The organism is Rhizobium sp. SG570 (assembly GCF_012275345.1).
GTDB lineage: Bacteria > Pseudomonadota > Alphaproteobacteria > Rhizobiales > Rhizobiaceae > Rhizobium > Rhizobium lusitanum.
Window position 1 is genome coordinate 39,283 of sequence record NZ_JAAZQI010000003.1, and the last position, 21,311, is coordinate 60,593.

Here is a 21,311-nt window from a genome sequence, read left to right on the forward strand (position 1 = left end):
GTGATGAGGCGCTCCCATCCAAACGGGTGTCGCGATGAGTATCATGCCAGCATTATCGATTGTCCGACCCTCAAGAGCGACCATGGCCCTTTCCACCATCATCCTGCCCGAGCATGTCTTCATCGGAATGTCGGCCCCGACCAAATGGCGGGCGCTGCAGATGCTGTCGTCGAAGGCGGCCAGCTGTTTTGGCCTGGATGAAGCGACGGTCCTGCGGGCGCTGGAAACGCGCGAGAGGCTTGGAACAACCGGTATCGGCAATGGCGTAGCGGTTCCGCACGCCGCGATCGCCGGCATGACCAGGCCGCGTGGCCTGCTGGTCCGCTTCTCTCATCCCGTGGATTTCGAAGCTATCGACGATATCCCGACCGAATGGGCCTTTGTGCTGCTTTTCGGGGAAGGGGGGCGTAGCGACTATCTGAACGTGCTTTCCGCGATTGCGAGGCGACTGAGGACGGAGGGCGTTCTGACGGCAATGCGGCAGGCAAAAAGCGCCGACGAACTTTATTCCGTTTTCATGTCCGACTCCGTCGCCTGATACCAGTGATTGTGGAGTGTTGTAGCCAAGCGGGAATGTGATTTCACTTTTCTAGATTCTATGGGATGCTGTTCTCTGGAATTCCCCAAAACGGGAACGGTCTTCGTTACTTTATACGACCAAGTTGATAGGGTTTAGGGACAAACGAAGGGGGTCCATCCATGCAGACGATAAAGCTTTCCCGGCTGCTCGCCACCGCAGTTCTGATCGGCAGTTTCTCGATTGCGGCGGTTGCGCCGACATGGGCTGCGGACAAGACGCTTCTGAATGTGTCCTACGATCCGACGCGCGAGTTATATAAGGATTTCAACGCCGTCTTCGCGGCGAAGTGGAAGAAGGATACCGGCGAGACCATCAATATCAAGGCTTCGCACGGTGGTTCCGGCGCGCAGGCCCGCTCGGTCATCGACGGTCTCGATGCAGATGTCGTCACCCTGGCGCTCGAGGGCGATATCGATGCGATCGCCAAGGCGACGCATAAGATCCCCGCGGACTGGAAAACCAAGTTCCCGAACAATTCCGTTCCCTATACCTCGACCATCGTCTTCCTGGTGCGCAAGGGCAATCCGAAGGGCATCAAGGACTGGTCGGATCTGGTCAAGGATGGTGTCGAGGTCATCACGCCGAACCCGAAGACATCGGGTGGCGCGCGCTGGAATATTCTGGCGGCATGGGCATGGGCCAAGCACGCCAATGGCGGCGACGACGCAAAGGCGCAAGAGTATCTCACGCAACTTCTCAAGCATGTACCGGTTCTCGATACCGGTGCGCGCGGCGCAACGACGACCTTCGTCCAGCGCGGCCTCGGCGATGTCCTGCTTGCCTGGGAAAACGAAGCCTACCTCTCGATCGACGAACTCGGTCCTGATAAATTCGAGGTCGTGACCCCGTCTTTCTCGATCCGGGCTGATCCGCCGGTCGCAGTCGTCGACGGCAATGTCGACGCCAAGGGGACCCGCAAGATCGCGGAAGCCTATCTGAACTATCTCTACTCGGATGATGGTCAGAAGATCGCCGCCAAGCATTATTATCGGCCGATCAAGCCGGCAGCGGCCGATCCCAAGGATGTCGCCCGTTTCCCGGCTTTGAAGCTCGCAACGATTGACGATTTCGGTGGATGGGCTAAAGCTCAGCCGAAGTTCTTCGACGACGGTGGCGTCTTCGATCAGGTCTACAAGCCGGGAAAATAAGTCTGAATGCATTCCATAACCCGCAAACGGTGGCGGTTTCGGCAGCCGAGTGTCATTCCGGGCTTCGGATTGGCGCTCGGCGTTACCTTGGCTTGGCTCATCTTTATCGTTCTCATCCCGCTGTCGGGACTGCTGTGGAAGAGCAGCTCTCTTGGCTGGGAGAAATTCTGGGCCTTGGCTCTTGATCTGCGCACGCTTTACGCGCTGCGCATGAGCTTTGGCGGTGCCTTCATCGCGGCGCTCGTCAATGCAGTTCTCGGGCTCATTCTGGCCTGGGTGTTGGTGCGTTACCGTTTTCCCGGCAAGCGCATCATCGACGCCATGGTCGATCTGCCATTCGCGCTGCCGACAGCGGTTGCCGGTATCGCGCTGACGACGCTTTATGCACCGACCGGCTGGATCGGACAGTTTCTGACGCCGCTCGGCATCAAGATCGCCTTCACTCCGGTCGGCATCGTCATCGCGCTGATTTTCGTCGGCCTGCCCTTCGTGGTACGCACCGCCCAACCGGTCATGGAGGAAATCGACCGCGAAGTCGAAGAGGCGGCCGCGACCTTGGGAGCGACCCGTTTCCAGACGATCACCCGGGTTTTGTTGCCGGGACTGGCGCCTGCCGCGCTAACCGGTTTTGCGTTGGCTTTTGCGCGCGCTGCCGGCGAATACGGATCGGTCATCTTTATCGCTGGCAACAAGCCGTATGTCTCGGAAATTGCGCCTTTGCTTATCGTCATCCGCCTCGAGGAATATAATTACGCGGCGGCAACGGCGATCGCGACGGTGATGTTGTTCATCTCCTTCACCATGCTTTTGATCATCAATCTCATTCAGGCCTGGAGCAGGGGGAGGTACGGCTATGGCACATGATCTTTCCGCCGCCTCCGGTGTAGAGCATCCCGTCATTACCGAAAGCCGGGTCGCGCGCATTATTTTCGTGGTGATCTCGCTCGTCTTTCTGACGCTGATGGTGCTGCTGCCTCTGGCGGCCGTCTTCGTTGAGGCCTTCCGCAAGGGCATAGAGGCATTTTTCGATGCCCTGGTCGACGACGAGACTTTTGCCGCAATCAAGCTGACATTGATCGTTGCCGGCATCAGCGTGCCGCTTAATCTTGTCTGCGGCGTCGCGGCAGCCTGGGCGATCGCCAAGTTCGAGTTCAAGGGCAAGGCATTCCTGACGACCCTGATCGATCTGCCTTTCTCCGTCTCGCCGGTCATATCCGGTCTGGTGTTCGTGTTGCTGTTCAGTTCCAACAGCACACTCGGTCCCTGGCTGCAGAGCCACGGTATCCAGATCCTGTTTGCTGTTCCCGGTCTCGTCCTGGCGACGATGTTCGTGACTTTCCCCTTCGTCGCGCGCGAATTGATCCCGCTGATGCAGGAGCAAGGGAACGCGGACGAGGAGGCGGCCCTCTCGCTCGGGGCCAATGGCTGGCAGACCTTCTGGTACGTCACGCTGCCGAACATAAAATGGGGTCTGCTTTACGGCGTTCTGCTCTGCAACGCCCGTGCCATGGGTGAATTCGGCGCCGTCTCGGTCGTCTCCGGTCATATCCGCGGTGAAACCAACACCATGCCGCTGCAGGTCGAGATCCTTTATAACGACTATAATTTCTCGGGAGCGTTTGCCGTTGCCACGCTGCTGGCCATGCTTGCCCTTGTCACACTTATACTGAAGACGTTGCTGGAAATGCGCTATAGCGAAGAGATCGCAGCCAGCCGGCGTCACTGAAGGAATTTTTGATGGAAGTTCGCGTTCAAAATCTGCGCAAGGAATTCGGTCGCTTTCCCGCATTGCATGACGTCTCCCTGGATATTCGTTCGAGCGAACTGATTGCGCTTCTCGGGCCGTCCGGCTCCGGCAAGACAACGCTTCTGCGGCTGATCGCCGGGCTGGAGACGCCGACGGAAGGTCGGATTTTCTTTGGCGAAGAGGATGCTTCGCGAAAGACCGTGCAGCAGCGCAATATCGGCTTCGTGTTCCAGCATTATGCGCTGTTTCGGCATATGACCGTGCTGGAGAACATTTCATTCGGCCTCAAGGTCCGCTCTGCATCGCGTCGCCCGCCACGTGCCGAAATTCATCGGCGCGCTACGGAACTGTTGGAACTGGTGCAGCTCAACGGCCTGGAGAAGCGTTATCCGGCGCAGCTTTCGGGCGGCCAGCGCCAGCGCGTGGCTCTGGCGCGCGCCATGGCGGTCGAGCCGAACGTGCTGCTTCTGGACGAGCCTTTCGGCGCCCTGGACGCGCAGGTGCGCAAGGACTTGCGTAAGTGGCTCAGGGAAATTCACGATCGCACCGGTCATACGACGGTTTTCGTGACCCACGACCAGGAAGAGGCGCTGGAGCTTGCCGATCGGGTCGTGGTTCTCAACAAGGGCGCGATCGAGCAGGTCGGCACACCGGACGAGATCTACGATACGCCGAATTCCCCGTTCGTTTATGGCTTCATCGGTCAATCCAACCGCGTCAAGGTGCGCATCACCAGCGGCGAGATATGGTTCGAGGACAGGCCGCTCGGTTTGAGTACGCCGCATGAGCCGGATGGCGAGGCCTATCTCTATTTCCGTCCGCACGACATCGAGCTTCATGAAGGCGATGGTGGTGCGATCGCCGGCTTGCTCGTTGGAAGCAGGCGTGTCGCCGGCACGCGCCATCTCGAAATCAATATCGGCGCCAGCCACGATCCTATCGAGATCGAGCTGCCGCCGAACAAGGCGGATGCTCTCGACCGCAACCGCATCGCATTCAGGCCGACCCGCTGGAAGCTGTTTCGCAACGGCAGCTGAAATCGATCGCCGTGCTTATAACTGCGCCTCAGTCTTCGGGGTGAGCGGCTGAAGCAAAGCAACCGCCCTGAAAGATGACGGCCGGATCGTTCGGATCTTCCTCGGGTGTCCTCGCGAGAATTTCGGCCCGCCAATGGGCGGCGTTATCCTGCGGTTTCCAGCCGAGGAAGGCGGCATTGCCGTTATCCCACCATTGTTCGTCATTGTCGGAGACGCCGTAGACGATCGTATGTCCGAGCCTGGGGGCTTCGAAGGCGCGTCCGCAGAGGGAGAGAAAATCCCGGACGCTGAACCAGGTTGCCAGCATGCGGGTGTTGCGCGGCTCGGGAAAGCACGAGCCGATGCGCACGGACAGCGTTTCCTGGCCGAACTTGTCGAAATAGAGGCTCGCCACCGCCTCGCCGAACACCTTGGAAACGCCGTACAATGAATCGGGTCGTGTCGGCACCGTGTTGTCGATGCGCTCGTCGCGGCGATAAAAGCCGATCGTGTGGTTCGAACTGGCAAAGACGATGCGCGGTCTGCCGGCAGCACGGGCAGCCTCGTAGAGATTGTAGAGGCCGACGATGTTTCCCTGCAGGATCATGTCGAAGGGCTTTTCAAGCGAAATCCCACCGAGATGAATGATGCCGTCGACACCCCTGAGCAATTCCTCGACCCCGCTGCGGTCGGCAAGATCGCAGGCAACGAAGCGCTCGCTCGGGCGAAGGTCGTTTATGGGCTTGAGATCGGACAGCACGACGGTCTCGGCAATCTGCGACAGAAGGGGCCTGAGCGCCTGGCCGACGCCACCGGCAGCGCCAGTCAGCAGCAGAGTTTTCAGCATGGTTACCTCCCAGATCGGTCTAGTCGGTGGGGACGTTATAAGATGGTCTTTCGGCAGTCACCATATATCTGCGGAGCGCCTATTTAAAAGCGAGGAAGGCCGGAATCTGGTGTTATATCAGGCCGTTCGGCGGGAATGTCTGATTAAGCAAGCCGCGACGCCGGCGATCTCTAGGCAGTGCGCGAATGCGCCTGGGCTTCACCGTCCAATGTTTCCAAACTGATCACGGCCTTGATGGGCAGATGATCGGACGCGACGCGCGCCAACGGCGAGTCGTGGACTTCGACCGCTGAGATCATGCCGCGCCGGTTGGCCATGATGCGATCCAATGCCAGAAGCGGCAGCGCCGCGGGGAAGCTCGGCACGGCCGGAGGCAATGGCCCAAAGGCGGCCTGGAAGGTGCTGAGCGACGAACGGTCGCCGAGCCGCCATTCATTGAGGTCTCCGAGCAGGATTGTCGGGATTGAGCCGCCGTCATTCATCAGCTCGACGATCAGGCGCGTTTGTTGGGCACGCGAGCGATGCAACAGGCCGAGATGGGCGGCGATGATCCTGATGCTTCCGCCACGCGCCAGTTCTATCTCGGCAATCAAGGCGCCGCGCGGCTCCAGCCCGGGCAACTTTATCTGATGCACGTCACGCACCGTGCCCTGCTTGAACAGCACGACATTGCCGTGCCAGCCATGCGCCTTGGTGACGCCGGCGATCGGCACGGGAATGAGCCCGGTCTCGCGTTCGAGCCTGCGCAGATCGAGCAGGCCCGTGCGTTCGCCAAAACGCGTATCGGCCTCCTGCAGGCCGATGACGTCGGCATCGATTTCATGGATGACCCGGCTAGTCCTCTCCGGATCGAAGCGCCGGTCGGCGCCGACGCATTTGTGGACATTGTAGGAGGCGATCAGGGTGCCTTCTGGGCGGGCAGGTTTGCCGGCTTGCTTGGGGCTCGATTTGCTTCTGCTCTTCAGGCTTTCCAGGATGCTCGCACGAAGACTTTCTTTCTTTTTCCGCATATGTCCGTCGACCGTTCCCTTGACCAGACCACGCCGGGCGTATCGGTATGAGTATAGGAAGCGAAGACCGGCCTTGTCATGTAAAAAGGCTGCGATGAACGCAGATTGGCCGAGGGAGCCTTCATCAGAGATAGGGCGAGCCGAGCCAGAGGATCTTCTCGATCAGCCTGACGACAAAAGGCCGCGCCCGGAGCTTTTCGAGGTCCACCGGTTGCGCCGTTTCGAGTATCGCGCCGATATGCGCGTCGATCGTGCCGGCAAAACCGCGGTCGATGACCTCCAGATCCACTTCGAAGTTCAGCCGCAACGAACGGGGATCGAGATTGGAGGAGCCGACATAGGCCCACGTGCCGTCGATCGCCAAAAGCTTGGAATGGTTGAACGGACCTTCGGCACGCCATATACGGCAGTAGCTCTTCAGCATCTGGTCGAACTGCGCCGTCATGGCGCGGTCCACGAGCACGAGATTGTTGGCTGTCGGCACGATGATATCGACTTCGACACCACGCCGTGCTGCCGTCACCAACGCGCTGATGAGCTCCCGATCCGGCAGAAAATAGGGCGACATGATGCGGATCGACTTGCGTGCGACCGAAAGCGCGCCGATGAGCATCTTGTGGTTGGTTTCGATGCTGCGATCGGGGCCGGACGTGACAACCCGCATGAAGACCGGCGCTCCCGGCTCGTTGGATGGCGCTGCAATCCGCCACTCGTTCCCACTCAAGACTTCGCCCGTCGTGAAGCGCCAGTCCTCGGCCGCCGTGTTGAAGAGATCGGCGACTGCAGGCCCCGTCACGCAGAAATGCATGTCGCGGGCGCAATGGTCGGTGGCGAATTCGCGCGTGAAGCCCTGCCGGATGTTCATGCCGCCGGTAAAGGCGATCCGTCCGTCGATGCTCAGGATCTTGCGGTGGGTGCGCAGATTGGCATAGGGCAATCTGAGCCCGATGATGACGTTGCCGTTGAAGACGTCGACGTCGACGCCTCCTTGGCTGAGATAGCCCATGATACTCGGCACGGAATAGCGGGCGCCGACGGCGTCGATCAGCACGCGAACGCTGACACCGCGTTTGACGGCTTCAATCAGCGCGTCGGCCATGCGCAGGCCGATGGGGTCGCGGTCGAATATATAGGTTTCCATGAGAATGCTGCGTTCCGCGCCGTCTATGGCGGCCTTCATCGCCGCATAGGCCGCATCGCCGCTCGTCAGCATTTCGATCGTATTGCCGGTGCTCATCGTGCAGCGGGCGACACGGTCGCCGAGCGTCTTCATCGAGGCAAAGCGTTCGCCGAAATTACGCCGCACCTGGTCGTCGTCTGCGTCGAAACTGGCAAGGTCGCCGCTCGCATCCTTGCGAAAGAGCGCGTCGCGTTGCGAACTCAGCGAAGCGCGACGGATGCGGTTGATGCCGGCGAACATGTAGAGCAATGCGCCGATGATCGGCGACAGGATGACGACGCCGACCCAGCCGATTGCCGCTCGCACATCCTCTTTCGTCATGGCCGCATGAATTGCGGCAGCCGCACCCATGGCAATGGACAGGACGGCAAGAATTTGGCCCCAATGGGCAACCAGAAGGTCAAACATGGCGCAAGTATATCTTTACCCGCGAAAGCTGCAATCTCGGCCGTCCTGCCAAACGGCTATGTCCGGCCGATAGCAGTGCGAAAACCCGTCGTATTAGATATTTTTAATTGAACAGCATTCTTGCTGCCTTCATATTGATGGTGCTTCGGCTGCTTCGCTACCGTCCCCCACGGTACCCATGTTTCTTGTGCGAGGCGCCACTGCGGTTCGAGAGCCGAGATTCGCGGAATCGTGCCATGGCGTTGTCACGGCCATGGTGTCTTGGCTGCTCGGGGGAGGCAAGAAGCCCGCATTTCAGAACGGGCATTGGTCATCAACCATGTTCAATGATGCGAACGGAGGACAGCAGATGTTGGAATCTCGGGACGAATGGATCAAGAAACGCGCATACGCGATCTGGGAGGAGGAGGGCTATCCTTCCGGTCGCGATACCATGCATTGGGAACAGGCGAGCAACGAGCGCATCGCGCTCGAAAAAAGCGACGGCAAGGATGTCAAAATCAGCGCCAAGTCCAAAGCGAAGCGCAAGCCGACGGTTGCCGTGGTTGCTGTTGCAAGTGAACCCGCGCCCAAGCCTGCTGCGAAACTGACATCGAAGAAGGCGGCGGTAGCCAAGGTGTAGAGCAGGCGTGCTCTTCTCAAGAATGTGGCGGGGACAAAGCGGCTCGATGCTCAGCATCGGGCCGTTCGCTTCTTAACACTGCGGCGGCAGAAATATCTGCAACAATTTCGGCAGTTTGCGTGCCGGCGCGAAACAGATGTCACACATCGGTGCTAACGAGCGAGGAGGGAGCCTCGCGATGTGCAATAGCTATATCCTTTATCTGAAAGTCGTTGTTTCGACGATCGTCGTGGCGCGCTGTCCTTTATCCTCAGCGGATCGTGCCGAGGTGATGCGATGACATCGCTGCTCGTTCTCGCCAGCCTCTATCTTTTGGCGGCACTCGTGCTGATCCTGATCATCGACCGCTCTGTCGGTGTCTTCTTCCCTGCCTCGGCCAAGCACCGCGCCGAGCCGCAGCATGGCCGTCGGGTACGGTTATCGCCGACGAGCCGCGATTCCTCGAGTTAGACAACGGAACCTTTTCCGTAATGATGGGTTGGTTTTTCATCCGCAACGAGGAGAAGAACCATGCCACGAGGAGACAAATCCGCCTACACCGACAAGCAGAAGCGCAAGGCCGAGCATATCGAGGAAGGCTATGAAGATCGCGGCGTTTCCGCGGATGAGGCCGAGCGCCGCGCGTGGGCGACCGTGAACAAGGAAAGCGGTGGCGGCAAGAAATCCGGCTCGGGCCGGGGGCATTCTGAAAATCATGAATCGTCGGAAAAGGGCGGCAAGCTCGGCGGACGTGCGGCCGCGAAACGTCCGGCTGCGGAGCGTTCAGCATCCGCAAAGAAGGCGGCCGCAACCCGCAAACGCAACGAACAGCGCGCTCATTCTTAAAGAACCGGCATGCGGGCTTCGCTTTTCCATTGAGGCGCCCTTGAAGCCCTGCTGTCAAGGTCGTTGATAGGCGGTGCAAATGCCGCAGGGTCCGCCCTTCCGTTCTGTTGCGCCGATGCTAAATTCGGCATGGAGAGAGTCGAAGCTGGACCGGCCGGTCGGCCGGGAAGGCAGATCAGCCAAAGGGCCAGACTCCTGCACGAGCAGGTGTATCGATGGTCCCATGGGAGGGAAACCGCATGCCTTATGAGCTTTACTACTGGGACGGCATCCAGGGCCGCGGCGAATTCGTGCGGCTGGCGCTGGAAGAGGCTGGCGCCGATTATGTCGATATTTGCCGCGGTCCGGCAAGCAAGGGGCAGGGTACACGCGCCATGTTGGCTATTATGGGCAGCAAGTCCGAGCCTGGCATCCCGTTCGCGCCGCCGTTTTTGAAGGATGGCGATCTGATCATTTCCCATGTGGCGAACATCCTGATGTATCTCGGGCCGACACTTGGTCTTGCCCCCAGGGATGAAGCGCAGCGTCATGAGCTGAACTCTCTGCAACTGACGATCACCGATCTCGTCGCGGAAGTGCACGACACACATCACCCAATCGCCACCTCGAAATATTATGAGGAGCAGAAGGAAGAGGCCAAGGCTCGCTCGGCTGAGTTCATCGACAATCGCATCCCAAAATACCTTGGCTATTTCGAGCGCGTCCTGCAGCAGAACCCGCATGGGCCGGCGCATGTTTTCGGCAGCGGGCTTACCTATGTCGATCTGTCGCTATTTCAGGTCTATGAGGGATTGCGGTATGCATTTCCGCGCGCCACCGCGCATCTGGCGGACCGCTATCCCCATCTTGCAGCTCTGCACGCCGCTGTCATGAAACGGCCGAATATTGCTCGCTATCTTCAATCCGACCGTCGTATTCCCTTCAACGAGGATGGCATCTTCCGGCACTATCCGGAGCTGGACAGGAGCGAGGCGTGAGCGAAGGAAGACTGCTGACGTTATTCTTTCCAGTCTGCTGGGGCATATGGGCATTGATCTGGTTTGTGGCATCGTTCGGTGTCAAGAAGGCGACGCGCCACGAGGATCCATGGTCGCGACTGTCGAATACCGCCCCGATCTGGATCTGCGCCTTTCTGCTGGTGGTGCCTTCATCCTGGCTCGGTCCCCTGTCGCTCCGGCTCGTCCCGCGAAATCTGACCTATTACGGCATCGGCGCGGTGCTAACCGTCATCGGGCTCGGCTTCGCCGTCTGGGCGCGCTATCACATCGGCCGTAACTGGAGCGGGGTGATCACGGTCAAGGAGGATCACGCGCTGATCCGCACCGGCCCCTACGCCATCGTCCGCCATCCGATCTATTCCGGCCTGATACTGGCCATCCTCGGCGCAGTGCTGGCTCGAGGCGATATTGCTGCGTTGCTCGCGTTCGCCTTCATGCTCTATGCCGTTCTGCGCCGTGTCGGCATCGAGGAACGCTGGATGAGCGAGACCTTCGGTCGCGACTATGCCGACTACAAGGCCAGCACGCCGGCACTGATCCCCTTTGTCGTGTGATATTAGGTCTTCAACGGTGAAGCGGCATCGAAGAAGTCGGCCCAAGGATCGCCGCTGGCCTTGCTCAGTCGCGAGGTCGCGTTCCTTACCGTAAAGGAGGCGGGTCCGATCTTATTGGTCAACTCTTCCCAGGCTAACGGCATCGAAATCGGTGCACCCGGCCTTGCGCGCGTCGAATAGGGTGCGACCGCGGTGTTGCCGCGGCCGTTGCGCAGGTAATCGATGAAGATGTGGCCGGTCCGCTTTGCCTTGCTAGCGACCGACAGATATGCGTCAGGACTATCGGCGCTCATAGAATGCGCAATCGCCTCGGCTGTATCCTTGACCTGCGGCCAGTCCGCCTTGGGCTTGAGGGAGGCAACCACATGCAGACCCTTGCCGCCCGAGGTCTTGATGAAGGAGGTAAGCCCCAGCGCAGAAAAACGCTCCCGTATTTCCTTCGCAGCCGTGATGACCTTGGCCCAAGCGACATCCTCGCCGGGATCGAGATCCATGATGATCATGTCGGGTTTTTCCCAATGATCGGTGGTGGTGCCCCAGGGGTGTATTTCCAGCGCCGCGGATTGGACGAGTGCCGCAAGGCCGTCGAAATCCGCGATCTTCAGGAGCTTGGCGCCGTCCTTGTCCTCGGGATCGGCGATTTCTTCGATATGCGGATTGATGCCTTTCCAGGCATGTTTCTGGAAGAAGCGCGGCCCGCTTATGCCATCCGGGCAGCGCAGCAGCGCCAGGGGACGATTGACGACGAAAGGCGCCATGCGCGGCCAGGCCAATGCGTAATAATCGACGAGATCCTGCTTGCTGACACCGTCGTCAGGCCAGTAGATCCGCTCGGGGTGGGTCAATTGAACGGAGGTTTCGATCCGGTTCTCAATGGGCGTCTTTGCCATTCGCATGCGCTCCATCTTCTTTCGGCGCGATCGCCGCGCCGAGCAAAGATTACCATTGCCCGGCGCAAAAAGTCGATCACCTCTAGCGCCTTACGGCATGAGCTGGCCGCCATTGACCTCGATGATCTGGCCGGTGATGTAGCCGGACAGTGTCGGCGACGCGAGGAACAGATAGGCGCCGACGCAATCCTCCGGAGTGCCGACGAAGCCCATGGGAATGGTCTTGCGCTGCAATTCCATCTGCTCGTCATTGGTATAGCGCTCGTGGAACGGCGTTGCGATAACGCCCGGCGCGACCGCATTGACACGGATCTTGTCGTTGACGAATTCCTTGGCGTGACCGTGGGTAATGGTCGAGACGAAGCCCTTGGAGGCGGCATAAAGGATCGCGCCATTGCCGCCGCCGTTGCGGGCGGCGATCGACGTGGTGTTGATGACGAAGCCGCCTTGCTTCTTGAGGTGAGGGTGGGCGGCGCGGGTCGCGGCGAGTACCGAGCGGGCGTTCAAGTTCATCACACGCTCATAGTGCTCGTCGGTCATGGCCGAGGTCGGCAGTCGTCCGAGCATACCGCCTGCATTGTTCACCAACCCGTCGAGGCCGCCAAGAGCTTCGGCGGCTTCATTGACGACGCGTTCCGTCTCGCCATCCTGCGAGACATCGCCCTGGATCAGATGCACCGTACCGCCGCTGGCCTTGATCTCGGCAGCCAGCCGTTCGGCCGGTTCGCGGCTGGCATTGAAGTGAAGGCCGACCTTCATGCCCTGCGCGGCGAAGGCGAGTGCAAGCGCTGCTCCGATACCAGTCGAGGCGCCGGTGATCAGCACACGCTTGCCGGCAAGATCGGGAATACGAATGGACGCAAGGGACTGCGCAAGTTCTGTCATGACGACTCCTCCTGAACATCAATCAATCATATGACGAAATCGGTCCTGTCTTAGCAGGCACAGGCGCGGCAAGGCAATCGAGGCGTGACCGACAAAAAGACGCGGCTTCGGGAAGGGCAGGCAGGCAATCCCGTTGAACGAAAACTTCTCCCATTGATTGCTTCGAGCGGTATTGCCGGTTGCAGCTCCTGAACTACGTTCCCATCGGATCGCTGCGATAGGAGCCTCGCCTTGGACAACCCTCCCGAATTGATCTCTCGCCGTCGTCTTTTCTCCGACCCTGAGCGACGTGTGGTTCGCATCAGCCCCGACGGGACGCACGTTGCCTTCCAGGCGCCCTTGGACGGCATACTGAACATATGGATCGCACCGCTCGACGATGTGGGCAACGCCAGGCCGGTGACTGAAGTCAGGGACAGAAATATTGCGGCATGGCATCTGTGGACGCATGACAACCGCTATGTCGTCTATGCCCGCGACCAAGCAGGCGACGAGAACTGGCAGATCTGGAGGGTTGATGTCGAGACGGGAGAATCCAGATACCTAACGCCAAGCCCAGGAGTGACTGCCTACATCCAACAGAGGTCGCTGCATTTTCCGGCTGAGCTGCTTATTGCCCATAACGAGCGCGACAAGCGCTATGTCGATCTCTATCGCGTCGATATAGCCAGTGGTGAGGCTGCTCCTGTGCACCTCAATGAAGAGTTCGGCGGCTTTTTCACCGACGATCAATTCCATGTTCGGTTCGCAAGTCGCCAGACCGAAAATGGTGCGACCGAATATCTTCAAAGGAATGGGAAAGGAGTGTGGGAACGGTTCACGCTGATCGACGTTGAGGACGCCCTCACCACCCGACCGATTGAATACAGCAGCAATGGCCGCGAGTTCTATTGGCTGGACAGCCGCGGGCGTAATACAGCGGCGGTTGTCGCTCAGGATCTGAGCGGCGGACAATCACGCGTCCTCGCTGAAGACCAGCAATCCGATTATGTGTCCGTTGTGCTGGATCCGATCACTCGGCGCCCGCTGGCCGCCGCACGCCAGTTCGAGCGGATCGAGTGGCAGGCCCTCGATCCGGAATTCGAAGAGACTTTGGCGTTCCTCACGCAGGATTCTCGCGGGGACTTACTGTTTGCAGGCATGTCGCAGGACCGGAGACATATCCTCTACGCCTGCCAGTACGACGATGCGCCGCTTGAATATTTCCACTACGACCACGTCGCAAAGCACAAACGGCGGCTGTTCGGCTCGGTACCGGCTCTCGAAAACGTGCCGCTGGTTCCGATGACGCCGTCGACCATCCGCTCGCGCGACGGGCTGGACTTGCATTGCTACCTTTCACTGCCGGATGGAGCGGAGGCAGGCGCAAAGCTGCCGATGGTGCTGCTGGTTCACGGTGGCCCCTGGGGCCGGGATGCCTGGGGCCTTTCTGCAAATCATCAATGGCTTGCCAATCGCGGCTACGCGGTTCTGAGCGTCAATTTCCGCGGTTCGACCGGCTTCGGAAAGGCCTTCGTCAATGCCGCGAATCTGGAATGGGCCGGGAAAATGCATGACGACCTGATCGATGCGGTCGACTGGGCGATCGCCGAAGGCATTGCCGATCCTTCCAGAATTGCGATCATGGGTGGGAGCTACGGCGGATATGCCGCGCTTGTCGGGCTGACGTTCACGCCGGAGAAATTCGCCTGCGCCATCGACCTCGTCGGAATATCCAGCCTGGTCACTTTCATCAACACGATCCCAGAATATTGGAAGCCCTGGAAATCGCTGTGGAAGACCCGGATGGGAGATTTCGATACGCCCGCGGGCCTTCAGTTTCTAGAGGAACGCTCGCCGCTCAACAGAGCGGACCGAATCGTGCGGCCGCTCCTGATCGCTCAGGGAGCCAACGACGTTCGCGTCAAGGCATCGGAATCCGATCAGATCGTCGCCGCGATGCAGAAGCACGGCATTCCCGTTACTTACATTTCCTATCCCGACGAAGGTCACGGCCTCGGGCACGCGGAAAACCGCCGGTCCTTTGCCGCAGTCGCCGAGGCGTTTCTCGCTGCGCATCTGGGCGGTCGGTTCGAGCCCTTAGGTGATGCCTTCGAGGGCTCGTCTCTCGAGTTCAAGGCGGGTCGGGGCCTCATACCTGGTTTGCAAGATCAATAAGACCGCCGCCATGATGCGCACGGCCATGCGTGAACCTCGACAAGGATCGGGAAGAGGCCTCTGGCGTCGCCGTGTCACGGCGGATAAGGAAGATGGCAATGGAGTCGAGCGCCTGGCCCTCATTGATAATGAAGCGATGGCGACTGCGGCTTTCGATAACAAAGAGAGACCGAATATATCATGAGCAAGAACAAGCTGATCCGTTTCGATATCGCCGATAGTCAGGCCGGCGGCCAGCGGCGTCCTTTTGCCAAGGCCGTGCGTGCCGGGGATTTTGTCTATGTTTCGGGTCAGGTTCCGACCATCAACGGCGAGGTCGTGGTCGGCAATATCGTCGCGCAGACCGAGCAGGTCATCGCCAATATCAAGGAAGTTCTTGCCCTGGCCGATTGCACCCTCGAGCATGTGGTGAAGGTCAATGCCTGGCTGGACGACGCACGCGATTTTTCCAGTTTCAATGCGGTCTTCCAGAAGCATTTCATCGACCATCCGCCGGCGCGCTCGACGGTTCAGTCGCCCATGATGGTCGATGTAAAGGTCGAGATGGACGTCATCGCCTACAAGCCGCTCGACTGAACTGACGCTCCCTGATTATTTAGAAGCTCCGTTTTGAGGTGCGGCTTCCAAAGCGAAGCTGTCTTGCAATGAAGGGATTGCGGTGCGCGCCTGCGGCGCCGCGATCCGTATTCTAGAGCGGTTACGCGTTTCAGGGAATCGCCTGACCGCTGTATGCTATTGTTTTTACGCAATTCCGGACGGAAAACCGCTACGCACTTTTCCTGGAATTGCTCTGGCCACTCATCCCGGCGGCGCTGCGGCCATTTCTCTGCGGACAACGTCTGTTCCCGGGCGTTTCCCTGTTGAACAAGAGTCCAAACCGGCCAACGCCCCGTTATCGGCATATGACCGGAGTGAGCCGGACAGCCCGCAAGTCTCTCCATAATTTCGATTGTGACAGATTGCCGCTCAGTCGGCAGCGGCTGCGCGTGATTGCTCACGCCAATGCCTGTTGATTTCCAATCAGCGGATTGACGTATGCGCAAACTCGAGATTAAATCAATTTGATTGACTACTCGAAATAAACGAGAGGGAACTGAAAATGGGAATGAAGAAAAGCAGATTGCGTAATCTTTTGCACCGGGCTCCATGGCTTGCGACGGCGGCATTGGGCGCCACGCTGGCATTCGGTTCGGGTGTCGCATCGGCCGCTGAATCAGTGCTGACGATGCACATCGAGGAACAGACCAGCTGGGTCAGTAACTTCAATCCCTTCGATCTGGCCGGTCGCCGCCAGAGCACGATGGATTTCATCTATGAGCCACTGGTCATCTTCAACGCCAATGACGGCGGCAAGCCGGTCTGGCGTCTGGCGACGAGCTACAAGTTCTCCGATGATCTGATGTCGATCACCTATGAGCTGCGTCCCGGCGTGAAGTGGTCGGATGGCCAGCCGCTGACCTCGGCCGACGTGAAATACACGATCGACCTGATGCTGAAGAACCCGGCTGTCGACACCGTCGGCGTTGGCCAGACTGTCGCTTCCGTCGAGACGCCTTCGCCGACCCAGGTAAAGATCAACCTCAAGGCCGTGAATTCGGAATTCCCCGAATCCCTGGCCGACCTTGCCGTCGTGCCGGAGCATATCTGGAAGGACATTGCCGATCCGGTCGCCTACAAGAATGAGAAGCCCATCGGGTCAGGGCCGATGACGGAGGTTCGCCGCTTTACTCCGCAGGTCTATGAGCAGTGCCGCAATCCGAATTATTGGGATGCGGCGTCGCTGCATGTGGATTGCCTGCGCCTGCCGCAGATCTCGGGCAACGACCAGATGCTGGCGCTGCTGCCGGAAGGCACGGTCGACTGGATCGGTTCTTTCCTGCCGCAGATAGACAAGACCTTCGTCGCGCTCGATCCGCAGCATAACGGTTATTGGCAGCCGCCGGCGGAAACCGTCGCCTTCCAGATGAACTTCAAGTCCACGAATGTCGGCAATCTGGAGGCCTTCAAGGATCTGAACTTCCGTCACGCTTTCAGCCTGGCGATGGACCGCACGTCGATGGTCGATATTGCCGGCTTCGGCTATCCGGTCGTCAACCTGCATGCGAGCGGTCTGCCGCCGCGTTTCGAATCCTGGCGCAACAAGGCTGCCGAAGGCGACAAGGATGCCTTCATGGGCTTCGACACCGACAAGGCGAACAAGATTCTCGATGACGCCGGTTACAAGAAGGGCGCCGACGGCTTCCGCACCACGCCAAGCGGCAAGCCGATCGCTTTCCCTGTCATCGTGCCGAATGGCTGGACGGATTGGATCGACGCCGTGCAGATCGCCGTTGAAGGGCTGCGGGCCATCGGCATCAATGCCTCGGTCGCCACGCCTGAATACGAGCAGTGGCGCAAGCAGCTTCTCGATGGCAGCTTCGATGTCGTCATGAACTCGCGCGCCGACAGCGCCACACCGTTCCAGGGCTATTACCAGAGCCTGTCGACGGACTATGCCGGTAAGCTCACCGTCGCCGCGCCGCGTTACTCCAACCCGAAGCTCGACGCGCTCTTCGATCAGTATCGGAAGTCGTCCTCCGATGACGATCACAAGAAGATCTTCAACGATATCCAGGTTCTGATCGCCGATGACTTCCCGGTCGTGCCGGTCTTCAACGGACCGACCTGGTACCAGTATTCCAGCAAGCGGTTTACGGGCTGGGTCACCGACAAGGATCCGGTCATGAACCCGGAAAATCACGACAACAACCGCATGCGCCTCATGCATCTCTTGCGTCTGAAGCCGGTCCAATAAGACCTAAGCAAGGGAAGCAGACATGCGTATTTCCAGCCGACGCCTGGGCGTCTATGCGGTGGCTTTGGCCTTCGCGATCGTCGTGAACTTCATTCTTCCCCGGCTCATGCCGGGGAGTCCCGTCGACGCCATGGTGGCCCAGCTCGGGCCGCGGGCAACGCCCGCCGCCGTCGAGGCAATCAAGGCGCGCTTCGGCGAGATCGATCAGCCGATCATGATGCAGTTCGTCGATTATCTCAAAGGCCTCGCGACGCTCGATCTTGGCGTTTCGGTCAAATACTATCCGCAGACCGTGGTGCAGGTGTTGAGCCGTGCCACGCTCTGGACGATCTTCCTGGTGGTGACGGCGATCATCTTTTCGCTGTGCGTCGGCGTCGTGCTCGGGGCGATCTCGGCCTGGCGCCGCGGCGGGCGGTTCGACACTGTCGTATCGCCTCTCGCCGTGATCATGTTCTCGATACCGCCCGTGATCATCGCCCTGACGATCCTCTTCGTCTTTGCGGTATCGCTGCGCTGGTTCCCCGTGGGGTACGCCTATGATCCCAATCTCGATCCGGGCTTCAACTTCACATTCGCCGGCAGCGTCTTCATGCATGCCATCCTGCCGGTCCTGACGCTCTCGCCATTCCTCATCGGCGAATTCCAGACGACCATGCGCTCCTCCATGATCGTTATACTGGGGGAGGACTATGTGACCATGGGGCGGGCGAAAGGGCTCAGCAATCTCGCAGTCATGTTCAGCTATGGCGCCCGCAACGCCCTTCTGCCCGTATTGACCAACCTGGCGCTGATGCTCGGTGCGGTCTTTGGCGGCTCGATCGTCACGGAGATCGTTTTCAATTATCCGGGCCTTGGCCTGACGCTGTTCACCGCCAGCGTGGCCCGCGATTATCCCGTCATTCAGGGCCAGTTGCTTCTGATGACAATGGCGACCCTCGCAGCGAACTTCCTGGTCGACATCATCTACGGCCTGGTCGATCCGAGATTGAGGGAGGGGACGTAATGGGCTTCGCGTTGAAATCAATCTTCAGCCAGAAGAAGGCCCTCTTTGGCTTCGTCATCATTGCCGTCTTGTGCCTGATGGCCATTTTTGCGCCGGTCATCGCGCCGGGCGAGCCTGGTGCACGCGTCGGCCGTTCGCATCAGGCGCCATCGGTCGAGCATGTCTTCGGCACCACCAAGATGGGTCGCGACGTCTACCGGCAGTTCGTCTGGGGTGCCAGGAGCTCGCTTTCGGTGGGCTTTGCGACCGGCATCGCCATTACCGTGATCGGGACTGCCATCGGGCTTATCGCCGGCTACGCCGGCGGCAAGACGGACGCGGTGCTCGATCTCGCGACCAACGCCGTGCTCGTCATACCCAATATGCCGTTGCTCATCCTGCTTGCCTCCTTTGCAGGCACGGTCGGGCCGATGACGATCATGACGATCATCGCCTTGACCTCATGGCCCTGGGGTGCGCGCATGACGAGGTCGCAGACGATGGCGCTGCGCAATCGCGATTTCGTCACTGCCGCCAAGATGATCGGCGAGCCGGCCTGGCGCATTATCTTCGTTGAAATCCTGCCCAATCTGACGCCGCTGATCGGCATCAACCTCGTCGGCAGCATCATCTATGCCATCGTTGCGCAGACGACGCTCGAATATCTCGGCTTCGGCGATCCGCTGAAGGTCACGTGGGGCACTATGCTCTACAATGCCCAGAATGCCTCGGCGATCATGGTTGGCGCATGGTGGGATATCGCCGTTCCCGCCGCCGGTATTGCGCTCACGGGCCTCGGCTTAGCGCTGATCAACTTCACCTTCGACGAAATCGCCAATCCGCAATTGCGCTCAGGCCCGGCATTGACCCGGTGGTTCCGCCTGACCCGAGCCCGCAACCGCATGATGAGGGCTGGCCAATGAGCGACAATCTGCTGGAAATTGAAAACCTCAATATCGACTATCTGGTCGACAAGGGTGACTTCCGGGCGGTGAAGAATGTTTCCTTCAACATCGGCCGCGGCGAGATTTTCGGTCTCGCAGGCGAATCCGGTTGCGGCAAGAGCACCATCGCCTATGCCATAACCAGGCTTTCCAAGGCGCCGGCCTGGGTCAGCGGTGGAAGTATCCGCCTGGATGGGCAGGATCTGCTGCGGATGCCGGAGATCGACCTGCAGAAGATCCGCTGGAAGCGGATCGGCATGGTCTTCCAGAGCGCCATGAACTCGCTCAACCCGCTGATGCGGGTAGAAGCACAGTTTCATGATGTCCTGCACCGCCATACTGGCTGCTCCCGTCAGGAATCCCGCGCCCGCGCCGAGGAAATGTTCAAGCTGGTCGGCATTCCCGCGCATCGCGTCGGCGATTATCCACATCAGTTTTCCGGAGGCATGCGCCAGCGCATCGTCATCGCCATATGCCTGGCGCTCAGACCCGAACTCATCATCATGGACGAGCCGACGACCGCACTCGATGTCGTCGTTCAGCGCGAAATTCTCGAGCAGGTCCTCGACCTCCAGCAGACCTATGGTTTCTCGGTGCTGTTCATCACCCACGATCTGCATCTGATGGCCCAGCTTTGCGGGCGCATCGGCGTCATGCTGAAGGGTGAGCTCGTCGAGGTCGGTGACGTCACGCAGGTCAGCCAGGCGCCCGCTCATGACTACACGCGCAAGCTCTGGAACGCCATTCCGCAGCTTCCAGGCAACGTCCACCTTTCGGGAGCTTTGGTATGAAACCGCAGACACAGGCATCGATTGCCGAACCCGTCATCCAGCTCGAGAACATTCAGCGCGATTTCGGTCCCGTGCAGGCGCTCAAGAGCGTATCCTTCTCGTTGTTTGCGGGGCGTGCATTGGCTCTGGTCGGTGAATCCGGTTGCGGCAAGACTACCTGCGCCCGGATCATCGCGCGGCTCGACAGGCCGACCGGCGGCAAGCTTTTCTTTCGGGGACAGGATCGCACCGCGCGCGGCTCCGGCAACGACGAGCGGCTGTACCGCAAGGATGTCCAGATGGTCTTCCAGGACCCGTTCTCCTCGCTCAACCCGGCCTTTACCGTCAATCATCATCTGTCGCGGCCGCTGCAACTGCACGGGCAGGACAAGCCGAAAGCCGGGCGCGGCGAAGACATAATGCGGCTTCTGGAAAGTGTCGGCCTCGATCCGGCGCTGACGCGACAGAAGTTTCCGCATGAGCTATCGGGTGGTCAGCGCCAGCGCGTCAATATCGCCCGCGCGCTGGCTGTTTCGCCGAGCATTCTGGTGGCCGATGAGCCGACTTCGATGCTTGACGTCTCGATCCGCAAGGACATCCTGGAACTGCTCGCGCGTGTGAAGCGGGAGAACGACCTCGCCATGCTCTACATTACCCACGACATCGCCACGGCCGCCCATGTCGCCGAGGAGATCGTCGTGATGTTTGCCGGTCAGATGGTGGAGTGGGGCGACACCGCTACGGTGCTCGCCGCTCCGAAGCATCCCTATACGCAGCTGCTGCTATCCGCGGTTCCGGACGGTGGCCGCCGGTTCGTGACCGGCGGCAGCGCCCGCTTCCTCGAGCAAGCGGAGAAAGTCCGCGCACTCAGCCGGCCGATCTCGACCGTGGTCGAGCAGGTCGGCACCAATCATTTCATGCGTGCGCTAGCCGCATCGAACTAGGGGGATTTCA

General features: G+C 59.7%; 22 protein-coding genes. 17 read left to right on the forward strand and 5 right to left on the reverse strand.

Features of this window, described 5'->3' with window-relative positions:
* The first annotated feature begins 82 nt into the window (after window positions 1–82).
* The 5 genes from FHT28_RS07470 to FHT28_RS07490 all read left to right on the forward strand — a co-directional run bounded on the left by FHT28_RS07470 (window position 83) and on the right by FHT28_RS07490 (window position 4,512).
* A complete protein-coding gene (locus FHT28_RS07470) occupies window positions 83–538 on the forward strand; it encodes a PTS sugar transporter subunit IIA (RefSeq protein ID WP_037191668.1) in 456 nt (151 codons plus the stop codon).
* Window positions 539–699: 161 nt separating this feature from the next.
* On the forward strand, window positions 700–1,728 hold the full coding sequence (locus FHT28_RS07475; RefSeq protein WP_037191666.1) for a sulfate ABC transporter substrate-binding protein: 1,029 nt from the start codon (window positions 700–702) through the stop codon (window positions 1,726–1,728).
* 6 nt (window positions 1,729–1,734) lie between these two features.
* Complete coding sequence (gene cysT, locus FHT28_RS07480) at window positions 1,735–2,592, forward strand: sulfate ABC transporter permease subunit CysT (RefSeq protein ID WP_037191664.1); 858 nt, start codon at window positions 1,735–1,737, stop codon at window positions 2,590–2,592.
* Window positions 2,582–3,454, forward strand: coding sequence for a sulfate ABC transporter permease subunit CysW (gene cysW / locus FHT28_RS07485; protein WP_037191662.1), 873 nt, complete (start codon window positions 2,582–2,584; stop codon window positions 3,452–3,454). Before cysT ends, cysW begins: the two co-directional genes overlap by 11 nt.
* Before the next feature lie 11 nt (window positions 3,455–3,465).
* Complete coding sequence (locus FHT28_RS07490) at window positions 3,466–4,512, forward strand: sulfate/molybdate ABC transporter ATP-binding protein (RefSeq protein WP_037191660.1); 1,047 nt, start codon at window positions 3,466–3,468, stop codon at window positions 4,510–4,512.
* A 28-nt stretch (window positions 4,513–4,540) separates the two neighbouring features.
* On the opposite strand, the gene FHT28_RS07495 is transcribed toward FHT28_RS07490, so the two are convergent.
* From FHT28_RS07495 to FHT28_RS07505, 3 genes are all read right to left on the reverse strand, one after another.
* A complete protein-coding gene (locus FHT28_RS07495; protein ID WP_168595886.1) occupies window positions 4,541–5,338 on the reverse strand; it encodes an NAD(P)-dependent oxidoreductase in 798 nt (265 codons plus the stop codon).
* Between the two features lie 170 nt (window positions 5,339–5,508).
* Window positions 5,509–6,348 (reverse strand): endonuclease/exonuclease/phosphatase family protein, encoded by an 840-nt coding sequence (locus FHT28_RS07500; protein WP_047555479.1) that lies wholly within the window; start codon window positions 6,346–6,348, stop codon window positions 5,509–5,511.
* Window positions 6,349–6,472: 124 nt separating this feature from the next.
* Window positions 6,473–7,936, reverse strand: a complete 1,464-nt coding sequence (locus FHT28_RS07505; protein ID WP_168595887.1) for a phosphatidylserine/phosphatidylglycerophosphate/cardiolipin synthase family protein — start codon at window positions 7,934–7,936, stop codon at window positions 6,473–6,475.
* 349 nt (window positions 7,937–8,285) lie between these two features.
* On the opposite strand from FHT28_RS07505, the gene FHT28_RS07510 reads away from it, so the two are divergent.
* The 5 genes from FHT28_RS07510 (at window position 8,286) to FHT28_RS07530 (ending at window position 10,935) form a co-directional block, all read left to right on the forward strand.
* Window positions 8,286–8,558, forward strand: a complete 273-nt coding sequence (locus FHT28_RS07510) for a DUF2934 domain-containing protein (protein WP_037192035.1) — start codon at window positions 8,286–8,288, stop codon at window positions 8,556–8,558.
* A 276-nt stretch (window positions 8,559–8,834) separates the two neighbouring features.
* A complete protein-coding gene (locus FHT28_RS07515; RefSeq protein ID WP_168595888.1) occupies window positions 8,835–9,008 on the forward strand; it encodes a hypothetical protein in 174 nt (57 codons plus the stop codon).
* A 60-nt stretch (window positions 9,009–9,068) separates the two neighbouring features.
* Entirely contained in the window at window positions 9,069–9,383 is a 315-nt protein-coding gene (locus tag FHT28_RS07520) for a plasmid stabilization protein (protein WP_168595889.1), read from the forward strand.
* A gap of 239 nt (window positions 9,384–9,622) precedes the next feature.
* Window positions 9,623–10,360, forward strand: coding sequence for a glutathione S-transferase (locus tag FHT28_RS07525; RefSeq protein ID WP_168595890.1), 738 nt, complete (start codon window positions 9,623–9,625; stop codon window positions 10,358–10,360).
* The gene (locus FHT28_RS07530; RefSeq protein ID WP_037191649.1) at window positions 10,357–10,935 is read left to right on the forward strand and encodes an isoprenylcysteine carboxylmethyltransferase family protein; all 579 of its coding nucleotides are present in this window, start codon (window positions 10,357–10,359) and stop codon (window positions 10,933–10,935) included. The genes FHT28_RS07525 and FHT28_RS07530 overlap by 4 nt, the downstream gene beginning before the upstream one ends.
* A 2-nt stretch (window positions 10,936–10,937) precedes the next feature.
* Here the strand turns inward: FHT28_RS07530 and ligD are convergent, their stop codons facing one another.
* Together ligD and FHT28_RS07540 are read right to left on the reverse strand one after the other, a co-directional pair.
* Window positions 10,938–11,825 (reverse strand): non-homologous end-joining DNA ligase, encoded by an 888-nt coding sequence (gene ligD / locus FHT28_RS07535; protein WP_047555842.1) that lies wholly within the window; start codon window positions 11,823–11,825, stop codon window positions 10,938–10,940.
* 90 nt (window positions 11,826–11,915) lie between these two features.
* A complete protein-coding gene (locus FHT28_RS07540) occupies window positions 11,916–12,710 on the reverse strand; it encodes an SDR family oxidoreductase (protein ID WP_047555482.1) in 795 nt (264 codons plus the stop codon).
* A gap of 231 nt (window positions 12,711–12,941) precedes the next feature.
* On the opposite strand from FHT28_RS07540, the gene FHT28_RS07545 reads away from it, so the two are divergent.
* From FHT28_RS07545 to FHT28_RS07575, 7 genes are all read left to right on the forward strand, one after another.
* Window positions 12,942–14,867, forward strand: a complete 1,926-nt coding sequence (locus FHT28_RS07545; protein ID WP_210255700.1) for a S9 family peptidase — start codon at window positions 12,942–12,944, stop codon at window positions 14,865–14,867.
* 180 nt (window positions 14,868–15,047) lie between these two features.
* On the forward strand, window positions 15,048–15,443 hold the full coding sequence (locus FHT28_RS07550) for a RidA family protein (RefSeq protein ID WP_113108377.1): 396 nt from the start codon (window positions 15,048–15,050) through the stop codon (window positions 15,441–15,443).
* A 523-nt stretch (window positions 15,444–15,966) separates the two neighbouring features.
* On the forward strand, window positions 15,967–17,661 hold the full coding sequence (locus tag FHT28_RS07555) for an ABC transporter substrate-binding protein (RefSeq protein ID WP_168595891.1): 1,695 nt from the start codon (window positions 15,967–15,969) through the stop codon (window positions 17,659–17,661).
* 22 nt (window positions 17,662–17,683) lie between these two features.
* Complete coding sequence (locus FHT28_RS07560) at window positions 17,684–18,664, forward strand: ABC transporter permease (RefSeq protein WP_037191631.1); 981 nt, start codon at window positions 17,684–17,686, stop codon at window positions 18,662–18,664.
* Window positions 18,664–19,566: an ABC transporter permease gene (locus FHT28_RS07565; protein WP_047555486.1), complete on the forward strand. Its 903-nt coding sequence runs from the start codon at window positions 18,664–18,666 to the stop codon at window positions 19,564–19,566. The genes FHT28_RS07560 and FHT28_RS07565 overlap by 1 nt, the downstream gene beginning before the upstream one ends.
* On the forward strand, window positions 19,563–20,378 hold the full coding sequence (locus tag FHT28_RS07570) for an ABC transporter ATP-binding protein (protein WP_037191624.1): 816 nt from the start codon (window positions 19,563–19,565) through the stop codon (window positions 20,376–20,378). Before FHT28_RS07565 ends, FHT28_RS07570 begins: the two co-directional genes overlap by 4 nt.
* The gene (locus FHT28_RS07575) at window positions 20,375–21,301 is read left to right on the forward strand and encodes an ABC transporter ATP-binding protein (RefSeq protein WP_168595892.1); all 927 of its coding nucleotides are present in this window, start codon (window positions 20,375–20,377) and stop codon (window positions 21,299–21,301) included. The genes FHT28_RS07570 and FHT28_RS07575 overlap by 4 nt, the downstream gene beginning before the upstream one ends.
* Window positions 21,302–21,311 lie beyond the last annotated feature (10 nt).

Coding starts and splice junctions, on each gene's coding strand:
- FHT28_RS07470 (WP_037191668.1), top strand. CDS start 83: ATGGCCCTTTCCACCATCATCCTGCCCGAGCATGTCTTCATCGGAATG.
- FHT28_RS07475 (WP_037191666.1), top strand. CDS start 700: ATGCAGACGATAAAGCTTTCCCGGCTGCTCGCCACCGCAGTTCTGATC.
- cysT (WP_037191664.1), top strand. CDS start 1,735: ATGCATTCCATAACCCGCAAACGGTGGCGGTTTCGGCAGCCGAGTGTC.
- cysW (WP_037191662.1), top strand. CDS start 2,582: ATGGCACATGATCTTTCCGCCGCCTCCGGTGTAGAGCATCCCGTCATT.
- FHT28_RS07490 (WP_037191660.1), top strand. CDS start 3,466: ATGGAAGTTCGCGTTCAAAATCTGCGCAAGGAATTCGGTCGCTTTCCC.
- FHT28_RS07495 (WP_168595886.1), bottom strand. CDS start 5,338: ATGCTGAAAACTCTGCTGCTGACTGGCGCTGCCGGTGGCGTCGGCCAG.
- FHT28_RS07500 (WP_047555479.1), bottom strand. CDS start 6,348: ATGCGGAAAAAGAAAGAAAGTCTTCGTGCGAGCATCCTGGAAAGCCTG.
- FHT28_RS07505 (WP_168595887.1), bottom strand. CDS start 7,936: ATGTTTGACCTTCTGGTTGCCCATTGGGGCCAAATTCTTGCCGTCCTG.
- FHT28_RS07510 (WP_037192035.1), top strand. CDS start 8,286: ATGTTGGAATCTCGGGACGAATGGATCAAGAAACGCGCATACGCGATC.
- FHT28_RS07515 (WP_168595888.1), top strand. CDS start 8,835: ATGACATCGCTGCTCGTTCTCGCCAGCCTCTATCTTTTGGCGGCACTC.
- FHT28_RS07520 (WP_168595889.1), top strand. CDS start 9,069: ATGCCACGAGGAGACAAATCCGCCTACACCGACAAGCAGAAGCGCAAG.
- FHT28_RS07525 (WP_168595890.1), top strand. CDS start 9,623: ATGCCTTATGAGCTTTACTACTGGGACGGCATCCAGGGCCGCGGCGAA.
- ligD (WP_047555842.1), bottom strand. CDS start 11,825: ATGGCAAAGACGCCCATTGAGAACCGGATCGAAACCTCCGTTCAATTG.
- FHT28_RS07540 (WP_047555482.1), bottom strand. CDS start 12,710: ATGACAGAACTTGCGCAGTCCCTTGCGTCCATTCGTATTCCCGATCTT.
- FHT28_RS07550 (WP_113108377.1), top strand. CDS start 15,048: ATGAGCAAGAACAAGCTGATCCGTTTCGATATCGCCGATAGTCAGGCC.
- FHT28_RS07555 (WP_168595891.1), top strand. CDS start 15,967: ATGGGAATGAAGAAAAGCAGATTGCGTAATCTTTTGCACCGGGCTCCA.
- FHT28_RS07560 (WP_037191631.1), top strand. CDS start 17,684: ATGCGTATTTCCAGCCGACGCCTGGGCGTCTATGCGGTGGCTTTGGCC.
- FHT28_RS07565 (WP_047555486.1), top strand. CDS start 18,664: ATGGGCTTCGCGTTGAAATCAATCTTCAGCCAGAAGAAGGCCCTCTTT.
- FHT28_RS07570 (WP_037191624.1), top strand. CDS start 19,563: ATGAGCGACAATCTGCTGGAAATTGAAAACCTCAATATCGACTATCTG.
- FHT28_RS07575 (WP_168595892.1), top strand. CDS start 20,375: ATGAAACCGCAGACACAGGCATCGATTGCCGAACCCGTCATCCAGCTC.